The sequence below is a fragment of the Comamonas suwonensis genome (assembly GCF_012844455.2).
Lineage (GTDB): Bacteria > Pseudomonadota > Gammaproteobacteria > Burkholderiales > Burkholderiaceae_C > Comamonas > Comamonas suwonensis.
Window position 1 is genome coordinate 17912 of the sequence record NZ_JABBCQ020000028.1, and the last position, 11169, is coordinate 29080.

Annotated in this window: 8 protein-coding genes; all 8 read right to left on the minus strand. The window is 57.0% G+C overall.

Annotated features, from left to right (window positions below; translation table 11 throughout):
• Positions 1-59: 59 nt before the first annotated feature.
• Complete coding sequence (locus HF327_RS20705) at positions 60-1124, minus strand: c-type cytochrome (RefSeq protein WP_198462251.1); 1065 nt, start codon at positions 1122-1124, stop codon at positions 60-62.
• Positions 1108-2466, minus strand: a complete 1359-nt coding sequence (gene soxC, locus HF327_RS20710) for a sulfite dehydrogenase (RefSeq protein WP_198462252.1) — start codon at positions 2464-2466, stop codon at positions 1108-1110. The genes HF327_RS20705 and soxC overlap by 17 nt, the downstream gene beginning before the upstream one ends.
• Positions 2467-2521: 55 nt before the next feature.
• Positions 2522-2842, minus strand: coding sequence for a c-type cytochrome (locus tag HF327_RS20715; protein WP_198462253.1), 321 nt, complete (start codon positions 2840-2842; stop codon positions 2522-2524).
• 128 nt (positions 2843-2970) lie between these two features.
• Positions 2971-3462, minus strand: coding sequence for a thioredoxin domain-containing protein (locus HF327_RS20720; protein WP_198462254.1), 492 nt, complete (start codon positions 3460-3462; stop codon positions 2971-2973).
• Entirely contained in the window at positions 3462-4406 is a 945-nt protein-coding gene (locus tag HF327_RS20725; protein WP_407927059.1) for an MBL fold metallo-hydrolase, read from the minus strand. The genes HF327_RS20720 and HF327_RS20725 overlap by 1 nt, the downstream gene beginning before the upstream one ends.
• A gap of 818 nt (positions 4407-5224) precedes the next feature.
• Positions 5225-7213 (minus strand): bifunctional diguanylate cyclase/phosphodiesterase, encoded by a 1989-nt coding sequence (locus HF327_RS20730; protein WP_198462255.1) that lies wholly within the window; start codon positions 7211-7213, stop codon positions 5225-5227.
• A 45-nt stretch (positions 7214-7258) separates the two neighbouring features.
• Entirely contained in the window at positions 7259-7918 is a 660-nt protein-coding gene (locus HF327_RS20735; RefSeq protein WP_198462256.1) for a transglutaminase-like cysteine peptidase, read from the minus strand.
• Positions 7919-8219: 301 nt separating this feature from the next.
• On the minus strand, positions 8220-11039 hold the full coding sequence (locus HF327_RS22385; RefSeq protein ID WP_198462257.1) for a type I secretion C-terminal target domain-containing protein: 2820 nt from the start codon (positions 11037-11039) through the stop codon (positions 8220-8222).
• Between the last annotated feature and the right edge of the window lie 130 nt (positions 11040-11169).

Sequence of the window (11169 nt, forward strand, 5' to 3'; positions counted from 1 at the left end):
TGTCTCCTTCTCATTGACAGTCACACATGCGCTGGGCGCCTGCTTCTTGCACTTTTTACTTATGGCTTGCTGCCAGCCAGCCACTGGGCGATGACCTTGGCATCAGCATCACTCAACTGGGGCTGGGCGGGCATAGGGATAGAACCCCAGACGCCCGTGCCACCGGCCTTGACCTTGCCCAGCACATAGTCCAGCTGACCGCCGTATTTTTTGGCGATATCGCTGAAGGCCGGGCCTACGATTTTTTGCTCCATGCCGTGGCAGGCAATACAGGCGTTTTTCTCCAGAAGCGCTGTGGGCACGGCAGCTTTGGAGTTTGCGGCGACAGGTTTGGCCGCCTTGCTGGCCCCGCCATCGGTTTCAATACCGTGCTGCGCACCTACAGATCGGTTCTGCTGGGCCAAATTGCCGTGGTTGTTGCTGGCATGTTCGGGCAAGGCGGATCGCACCTTGGGCGCCGGGCCGCAGTTGCTCATGCAGGCAACGGCTTGCACATCGGGCTTAGCATTTTTGCTGAACTCATTGCCAGGCCACAGCGCGTGCTGCGTCGTCATGCCATTGCGGTTGGGCAGTTTTTGCTGCACCTCGGCAATGTTCTTGTCACTGAGCGTGAAGTTTTCAGGCACGACCCCGCCCAGGTTGAGCAGGTAGGCTGTGACGGCATATACCTCTTCAGTGGAGAGCGACTTGGGTGCATTCCACGGCATGGCGCGGTTGATGTAATCCCACAAGGTGGAGACCGTGGCCACCTTCATCATGGTCGTGCGGCCGGGAAAGGCTGGGTCCTTGAGCCGCGCGGCATGGCCGGTTTTGATGTCATCGGCCGTCGTGCCGCCCACCAGCGGACTGAAGACCTCATTGGACTCACCGAACACTCCGTGACAGGAGGCGCATTTAGCCTCCCACACATCCATGCCCTTTTGCACCGAACCCGAGCCTGCAGGCAGGCCCTTGAAATCCGGGCGCACATCAATGTCCCAGGCCTGCACTTCCTGCGTGGTTGCATTGCGCCCCACACCCGGAAAGCGCTGATCGGTAGCATTTGTCTGCGCGGCAGAGGTCATGGCAACCGTGCTCATCGCGGCGAGCGCCAGCATGGCCAGAGGTTTACGCAAGCTGAACATTGGCGACCTCCCCGTTAGTGCGCACCGCCCAAGACTGGATGGAGTTGTTGTGATAAATGGAGCGCGTGCCACGCACGGCCCGTAGTTGCTGCGATGTGGGCTGCACGTAGCCGGTGTCGTCCATGGCGCGGCTTTGAATAATGCATTCCTCGCCATTCCAGACCCAGTCCAGATTGAAGCGGGTCAGGCATTTGCTTATCACCGGCCCTTCAAGCCGTGCTGTGCGCCAGTTGCGGCCACCGTCCACGCTGACATCCACGCGCTTGACCTTGCCACGCCCCGACCATGCCAGGCCCGTGATGTTGTAAAAGCCCTTGTCCATCAGCATCTGCCCGCCGGACGGTGTGGTCACCACACTCTTGCACTCCTGAATGCTGGAGTACTGGCGGTGCTGGCCGTCAGGCATCAGATCCACATAGTGAATCGCTTCATCCTTGGCCGCATAGGGCATGTCACCTACTTCAATGCGGCGCAGATATTTCACCCAGCTCACACCCTGCACACCGGGCACCACCAAGCGCAGCGGGTAGCCCTGCTCAGGCCGCAGCATCTCGCCATTCTGGCCGTAAGCCACCAGCACTTCGCCCGAGGTGATCAGCTCGACCGGAATCGTGCGCGTCATCGATGAGCCATCCGCCCCCTCGGCCAGAATGAACTTGCCTTTTTTCAGATCCGCCCCGGCCATCTCCAGCAGGGTGATCAGCGGCACGCCCGTAAACTCGCTGCAAGACAGCATGCCGTGCGTGTACTGCACTGTGGGCACGGCCACATTGCCCCATTCCATTCCCGTGTTAGCGCCGCATTCGATAAAATGAAAGCGAGACACCGAGGGCAGTCGCATGATCTCGTCCATGGTGAAGACCTTGGAGTTCTTCACCAGACCATTGATCATCAAACGGTGCTTGGAAGGATCAATATCCCACCAGCCTTGATGGTGGCGCTCAAAGTGCAGACCGCTGGGCGTGATGATGCCGAACAGCGACTGCAGCGGCGCAAACGATACCGACGCCTGCTTGGTCTGCGTCAGGCCCGGGCTCTGGCGGCGCTGCACATTGACCTCGTATTGCGATGGCTTGCCGTAGCCCTCCGTCACAACCGACTGGCCCAGCCCCTTGGTATGGGTGGGCAGCTCCAGAATATTGGGGTCACCTTGCGGTGGTATTTGTGCTTGCGCCTGCGCATTCAAGGCCGCCGTCCCAGCGGCTGCCGTCGCTGCGGCAAAAGCCCCGCGAATAAAGCTGCGGCGGCCCGCCTTGGCCTCGGCAAAAACGACACCAACATCTGCAGGGCGTAAAAAATTCTCAGGTGCCTTGCGTACCACCCCGGTTATCTGCTCTTGCATAAGCTCCCTTTTTTATAGCTGAAAGCGCACATCACATATGCGCCACAAGCTGTTTTCACTTGGAGCCTTTCAGAATCCAGGCAGCCAGCAGACCGGCGTCCGCATCACTGAGTGCAGGCTGCGCTGGCATGGGTACAGGCCCCCACTTGCCTGCACCACCGGCCTTGATACTTTTGGCGAGTTGCGCCTGCGCATCGGATTGCGCGGCATATTTTTTGGCCACATCCTGAAAGGCGGGGCCAACCAGCTTCTTGTCCACCGCATGGCAAGCCAGGCATGCGTTCTTCTGCGCCAGTGCCTGATCGGCTGCAGCCACCGCCGGAGCAACCAGTCCCAGTACCACCGTCAATCCGTTCATCCAGGATGCAAGCCTCATCTTTTTGTCTCCTTATATTTATATATAAGCATGTTGTTATTTAAAGTATCTGGCACTGGGCACGATTTAAAATCTGGCGCTAACCCTCGTTATTCAAATTTAGAACAACGACTTCCACTCATCACAATTCAGCGCTTCAGAACCGCTGCTTGCGCTGTCTTCATTCGCTCATCCAGATAGGCGCCGTAAAAGTCGGGGATAGAGCTGCCAACCAGACGCTCGGCCACCTCTTTATTTCCCGCGCCATAAAAAAGCACCGTGGGGGCCACTTCAATCTCCAACTGCTTGACCTGGCCGCCATGCGTACTGACCTTGCCTTGCCAGTCCAGCAAAGGCTCACCGGACAAGAAATGGATCTGCGTCACAAACGCTCCCGCCCGTTGTAAAGGTAGCAAGTAATGCTCTCGCACCACCTTGCAGAATGGGCAGCCCTGCAGGGTCGCCATCACCACCAGCGGCTGCTTTATGGCCAGTGCAGCAGCCAGATCGCGCGGCAGGCTTTGACTGCTGGGCAACCATTGCTCAGAGGCATCAGGCGCAGCCAAGGCCGGGCCAGCGATGACTGCCACACTTTGCAGCCAGAGCCTGCGCGTGCAGTGAAAAGTCTCAAGGCGCGACATCACGGCTTTTCCTGCTCCATCAGCAAAAAGGTGTTGTAGGCGTTCATGCGATTGGCTTCCTTGAACAGCGGATAGCCTGCAAACTTGGACCAGTCGGTGTTCTGATAGGCCTCATTAAATGGGTCCAGATTGGCTGCGGCCTTGCTCATGGAATCACGCAAAAAACGCAGGTAGTCACGCGTCAGCTGCATGTCCTTGCGCGGACTGTCAGACGCCGGGCCGTGACCGGGGACCATGATTTTCACGGGCAGCTTGAGCAGCTCATCCAGCGCTGCAATCCAGTGGCGACTGTCTGCCTGCCCCACGTACGGAATGCGATTGCGAAACACCACATCGCCGATAAAAAGCACTCCGCTTTGCGGCAAAAAGACCGCCGTGTCTTCAGGCGTATGCGCAGGGCCCATGTGTTGCAACACAAAGTCCACACCCCCAACCGTCAGTTGCGAGCTGCCGGCAGTCAGCCACTGGCTGGCTGGCACCATGCGTGTGCTGTCGTTGACCCAAGGTGCCAAGTCTTTTCGCGAAGCCTCCAACCGCAGGTGCGCGGTTTCAGAGTTGATGTATTCCCGCGCTTGCTCGTTGGCCACAATCTTTGCGCCCAGCGCCGCAAACACCTGCAGGCCGTAGATATGGTCGGCGTGATAGTGGGTCAGCAGCACATGGCTGATGGGCTTTCTGGTGACCGTTCTGATCTGCTTGACCAGCTCCTCTGCCAAGGCCGGTGAGCCCAGTGCATCAATCACCACCACACTGTCATTCGTGATCACAAAACCCGCGTTAGAGATGAAATTGCGATTGGCCGTGCTGCCCAGCGCCGATTCGCCCTGCACAAAGTACACATCGGCAGCAACCTTCTGCAGCCGCATGGAGGAAACATCGGCAGATTGCTGCGCCTTGCTGACAGGCACATTGGAGTCATGCGCCGCAGCAGCCCCCACCCACATCAGCGCTGTGCACACCGCAACGCTCACTGCACTTTTTGCCCATCTTGAATCGGTCCTTGCCATATGCCCTTGCCTCCCTTGGCAGCCTGTGCAGCGGCCCTGCGAGACCCGCACTAGCACTTGCCCTATTTGCCTCTAATATAAGCAAGTGACAATATTTGACAGACGGCATCTTCCCTGATGACCTCGACTCCACGGGAGACACCTTGTGTTCTGCGAAAATAAACCCGTAGAGATCACAATAAAGTCGCACAAGCGAACAGCTTTTCGGTCACTGATAAAAGCGCTTTGTTGAGGCGTTTTTCAAGGCACAGTTTGAATTCGAGTTGAAGAGAAGCATGTCACCTGTGGAAAAGGCTGCGACAGCCTGACTGAGGTCGTTCCATGCTGACCGACGAGCATGCGTACTTCAGTTGAGAACAAGCTGTTCCGCCTACCGCTGACCAATCCGCTCGTTGTGCTGCATTCGTCCAGAAGCGGTCATGGTGTTGCATCTACCGGTTGAATCCACCAGGTTGAAGCGGCCATTCAGGACAAGTGGTATTCAACAACCGGTGGCTACAGTAGATGCACTGGTCCTTGACTGACTCAGATCGTCTGAAGCTGCCAGCCACTAAAGCTTCAGGTCGGTAATGCTAAGAACAGCCCAGAGGTTCCTTGCAAAGGATAAGACTTGCCAATCATTGGACTGCCCCTAGGCCGTCCAATTGGCACCTCGCGCTTTAGCTAATCAGTTTTGGGTTGGCATTCACATGCTGCGCACGCAATCCAGACAAAAAGGCACCATCAGTCCCTCTTTTTTGTGAGACCGTATTGCCTCAAGAAAAAAGTGTCAATGCATGATGCTTGCGCAGTAGCTCTTGCGCTTGGGCATTCACCGCTTCAGTCACCACCACCTGAATGCCTAGCTGTGCAGCCGTTACGGCCATGGCTTCGAGCAAATGCAAGGCACCAGGGCTTTGCACAGACTGTTCAGCAAAACTGCCACCCAGCTTCACATAGCGCAGAGGCAGAGTGTGCAACCGGGCCAGCACCATAGGCTGCTGATCCAGGCGGCGCAAACCCACGCCCACACTCAGCTCAGCCATGGATTGGCAAAAATCAGTCATTTCACCCGGATAGGCCATGAGCCCGTGCGCATCCAGCTCCAGGCAAAGTAGCGGCAGTCGCCGCTCCCACTGCGGGGCTTTCAGCACCTCATTCAAACGTCCCAGAAAATCTGGCTGCGCCAGTGATGGCAACGAGATACGAACGACCAGTTCAGCATCCCCTTCCTCCAACCATTCAAGCCCCAGTGCCACCGCACGCAAGTCGCAATCGGCCGACATACCCAAGCGCACGGCCACAGGAAGAAACAGCGAGCCCATCAAGGCTTCGCCAGTCGCAGTGCGCAATGACAGAGATGCCTCGCAACGCCTTTTCATACCAGCATCTGTCGTGAAAAGCATGGGCTGCACGGTCAGGGACAGGGCATCTGGCGTTTCAAGCGATGCAATCAACGTCTGGCGCCACAAGGTCTCACCAGCCATGTTGGAGACCACTTCCTCATCTCCATAAGCAACATATTCCACATCGGACTGCCCCGAACTTTCGGATCGCATCACGCCATAGTCCAGCCGCGAAAGCACACCTGTCACCGAGCTTGAGGCCGTGTAATCGGTCAGAGCAAAGCTCCAGCGACACCAGTTGCCGCCACTCAAGGTCAGGCGCATGGACTGCAGCACTTGGCGAACTTCCAGCACCAGCGACATGGCCTGCGGCCCGGCCAATGAGGGCATCAGCACCACAAAATCAGCGCCATTGAGGCGGGCCAGTTGCGCACCGGAATCCAGTTGGGCATTGAGCACTTGGCTCACACGCTCACCGACCGATTTCAGCCATGTATCAGCATTAGCACGCGTCATCTGGGCATTGAGTACCAGCAAGTCGCGCTGACGGAACAGCATCACATAGCCATGCGCTGCCTCAGCATCCGCTCCGCTGAGAGCGCGATGCAGTTCATTGACAAAGTATTTGCGGTTGGGGAGCAAAGTTACAGGGTCGCGGTTGACCTCCAGCTCCAGAGAGTCGATACGCGCCATTTGCTCAAGCGCCGTCGCCTGCACGCGCTCACGCGTGTCTGCAATCGCACTGAGCACTGGGGCCAGTTCCGCCACCGCTGATTTCAGCGGAAGCACTGCTGACACCGAAACAGACTCTGCCGACGTGCGCCCAATACCTTTGACCTGCGCCTCAATCTCCTGTCTCAGCACCCGGCGAAACCATTGAAGCAGCAGCACCACAAACAACGTCCATCCGGCACCAGCCAGCATCACCAGGCTTGCCATGCGCACCGAACTGTTCCACAGCGCACTGCGCGCATATGTATCGTCCACCTCCAGCGTCAGCTGCCCCACCTGCTTCCAGCCATCACTAACCACCCGCTGCGCCTTGGGCGCGTGCAGGGGCAAGAGTTGGGAAAACCACTTCGGAGCACTATCACTACGTACACGCCTTCCCGTGCCTGTGCTGTCTGCATCCGAGCGCTGGCGCTCAAACAGGATCTGACCTTCGGGAGAAGCCAGCGCAATCCGTTGAAACTGGCCGCTGTCATAAAGCGCCGTCATCAATAGCTCCCGCGTGATCGGATCCTGATTGGCCGGCTGAGACAGCGACAAGGCCAACGACGATGCGGCATTCTCAGCTTCCGACTGCAACTGGCCGTCCAGATACTGGCGCGCAGAATCAATACTGAAGACCAGCGTGCCTGCCAGAATCGCCAGAATCGCCACCGTCACACTGATCAAAAGTTGTTTCAACAAAGACATCGTGCTTCCTCTACATGCCTTGTAAACAGAAATCGCATCCGAAACTCACGGCAAAAATCCTTCCTGCTTCATTCGCGTCAGCAAATCCCGCCAGCGCGTGATGCGGTCTACCGATGAAGGCTGCGCCCCCGCCACATAAACCCCTTGCGCGTTAAAACTGAAGACAGGCGTCAAATCCTTGCGCTGGCTGGATGGCAGCAAAAAATCCACCATGCTGTCCAGTACCAGTGGCTCGGCCGTGGGCACCTCGTAGTAACCCAGCACCATGTGTGCAATGCTTTGCGTGCTGCCTACCCCGCCCATGCGCGCCCGGACATAGATCAGCCGCAACCTGTCCCCTGGCACACCAAGCCGCAGCAGCGAAAAGTATTTGCCGATCACATAGTCCTCACAGTCCCCAGCGCCCTTGCCCAGCGTTTCCAACGGCGTGGCCCAGTAATCGGGCTGTGCCCAGAGCATGCTGTCCTCGGTCTGCACCACCGCGCGATTCCAGAATTCATTGACCGCAGGCAACTGCTGCGACAACGGTCTGCTTTTCTGGGCCGTCAGCATCGCCAGCCACTGGCCCAGTCTCTGCACACCTGCCGCGCCATAACGGGACTGCATGCGGCCCTGCAAACGCCCTTCGTCAAAATCCAGGGCAACAGCATCCGGCTGTGCCTGCAATGCCAAAACGCCCAGCATCCCTGAGCCGAAGACAAGCATGCCTCTGCGTGACAGGCGCGGAAGTTTGTCCGCAAAGTGCGGCAACAGGAGGCTATGCGAAGTGCTCAATCGAGTTGCAGAAAAGTAAAGCACTCAAAGCAGAATTTACTTCAAGCGCTTTTATATATTGTGTTTACCGCTATGAATTTTGAAGACTCAATGAGAACGCAATCAAGATTCAATGCTCACAAATGTAACCAATCCTTCAACCTCTGGAAATGAGCAGCCACAACCGCCCCAGCGAGGAGGCAGAAAATTTGGTATTTCAAGAGTTCTGCCTGACCTCGGCCTTGCTCGCTTATCAGCTGTGATCAATCTTGAGCTTGCCCTGATCAATCAGCTGCTTGATCATCGCGTTCTGATCATGGCTCGTGCCCACCAGATCCACGCCCTCGACCAAGATCTTCTGGTTGAAGCCATTACCGTTCGCGTCAAGTGCACCGGCCGTCGAAACCTTGATCACCGTATCGATGGTCTTGCCATCGGCTTCTGTACGGGTCTCAAGGTGCAGGAACTTGCTCAGATCACTCGAAGTCTCCTCGCCTTGCAACAGATCGCCCAGATCAAGTGCGTCCTTACCCGAGGCACCGAAGTTCTTCACCACATCGGTGACCGGACGCGACACCGTACCCGCATCGCCCTGGTGCCAGATGAACAAGTCGTCTTCGGCCGTGCCCAGCAGAGAGTCGCCGGACGAGGTGCTGTGAACTTCATGGCTGCCGGTATCGCTAGCCATGCGGGAAGCAGCCAGCGTCGTGGCGCCCGGTCCGGTTGCGTCGATGCTGATGTCCAGGCTTGCCGTATCGGTATCGCCATCGGCCTGGGTCAGCTTGTAGTCGAAGTGTTCGACCTTGCCTGCTCCGGCTGCGCTCGCGGTCGGCGTGTAGGTGTAGGAGCCGTCGGCCTTGATCAGCAGCGTGCCGTAGGCGCCGGTGATTGTCGTACCGCCCGATGCCGCATTGACCCAGGTGGAGCCATTGAACACCGACAGCGTCGATGTCTCTCCCAGCGTGCCCAGTGTGTCATTGGACGTAACCGAGCCAGTGACGGCCGTGCTGCTCCAGACGATGGTGTCCGGGTTGGGAACGATGGCCGCGAAGTCATCGAACGTCACCGCAGCATCCGTGCTGTCGCTGTTGCCCTCATGCACTGTCAAGAGAATGCGATAGGTCGCATTCGCTTCGAGCGCCGTCGTGGTGTAGGTACCCGTTCCGGTAATGACACCGGAGTTGGCTTGCCCGGGAACAGCAGACCAGGTTACCCCGCCATCGGTGCTCTTGTAGAGCGTCCAGTCCACAGAATCACTGGAGCTGTTCGCATTGCTGAAGCCTGTCACCTTAAACTGCAGCGTGGTCCCCGCCACGGTCGAGGTGTAGGTCGGCGTCACCGCCTTGGCATCGCCGTTCGCTTGACCGTTGTTGTCGGTCAGCACCAAGCCGCCGCCGTTGGTCCTGCCGTCCAATGTCCAGCCATTGACGGCACTGACCAGCCATTTGGCATTCTCGCCTGCCTGCCAGTTAGTGCTCGACAGATTCGAGTCGCTCTTGTTCAAGCGGGTGCTGGAGGAGTTATCGAACTTCCAGGCATAGCTATCGTTATTACTGAAATTGGCCAGCGGCGAATCTACGTTCTTCGACGTCAGCGTTGCGCTGTTCGTATCATCGACTGCATGCGGCTTGCTGGTGAAGCTCGCACTGCCGTCCGCCGTGCTGCTGCCGTCGGTAGCTACAGCAACGACCTTGATTTCATTGACTTGCACATTTTCAGGGACGGTCATATTCAGACCAGTGATGGTGACAGCCTTGGTAACGGGATCAATGCTCACCGAGTAACTGCTGTTGCTGGCCAATGGCAAGGACCAGTGCGTCGCATCAATCTGGGTTCCAGCGGACAGCGTCACACCCTTTGGCACTTCCACAGTCACCTTGGTAATCGTCTCGGAATAATCCAGATCCTGAGGCGTGGCCGTGATCGTGACGGGATAAGTCGTTGCCGTCGTGTAAGTCACCTTGTTAATCAGATAGTCGTCATCCACACGCGGTGCGTCAAAGACGATCTGGCTGATCGTGCTTCCCGCTGGAACACTCAGTTTGAACTGAGTGTCCACCTTGTCGGAACCGCCCTTGACGAATCCATAAAGACCGCTGGCGGTATTGACGGAGCCGTCTGCGTTGTATCCCAGAACAACGGGCTTTTTCGCCTCGTCATACATCTGATAACGGGCCCACTCCCCTGAAGCCAGCCAGGCAAACTGCACCGTGATCGCCGTAACAGGTATGTTGAATTGAATGGCCAAAGACTCAGAACCTGTAGAGTTGCGTCCAATTTCGGTCGAGTCTCCAGACGCAGCACCACTGACACCGAAGCCATCGTGATCCGTACCGCTCACCGTGCTCACTGTCCCTTTCGATCCATTAACGTTGTAAGCCGTCACGGTGTGGCCGGCAGTGGACGTATTCACGCTGGTCGCAGTGATCGATGTCGTAACAGGCGTCGACCCTGCTCCCACATTCACAGTGACCAAGGGAGTATCCGCAACTGGCGTCACATTGATATTCAGCGTGCTGGAGAGTCCTGTGTTGGTGGTGTAAGTCACAGTCGGCACAGTTCCGCTCCAGTCTTTACTGGGGGAAAAGCTGTAATTGCCATTGGCGGATATCGACAAAGAGCCAATCACTTTTCCGGCCAAATCAGTCACCGACACGACGCTTGCCCCAGCTATATAAGACACACCATTAACGCTGAAGTTTGCTACGGCCAAAGAGCCATTCGTGCCATAGCCTGGGTCATTGACAAGCACGTTGGCAGACACTGCAGTGTCCTCCGGAGTTGTCTTGGTATCCGGCACCGCATCGTTATCAATGATGGTACTCGTTGCCGTATCTTGAGTCCCCTTGCTCAGAGAGTCAAAGCTACCATTCGTGTCGACAACGCTGCCAATTTTGGCCACCAGTTGCTCAGAACTTTCAGCAACCGCATCATCGACGGTTTTGACCGTAAAACTAGCTTGATGACTACCTCCGTTGATCGTCACTGAGGGAGGTCGACCTGTAGTGTCGCTGTTGTTCGCAGCGTCACCACTCCACATCAGCGCCACGTTCACACTCTTGCCTGCCGGCACGTAAACGTCGTTGCCGTACTTGTCCACTAGCTTGACTGTGTAAATAAGCTCGCCGCCTTCAGTGACGTTGCTCTTATCTACACTAATTACCGCAAATACTGGAGGTTGAGTCACCGTCACGCTCACTTGC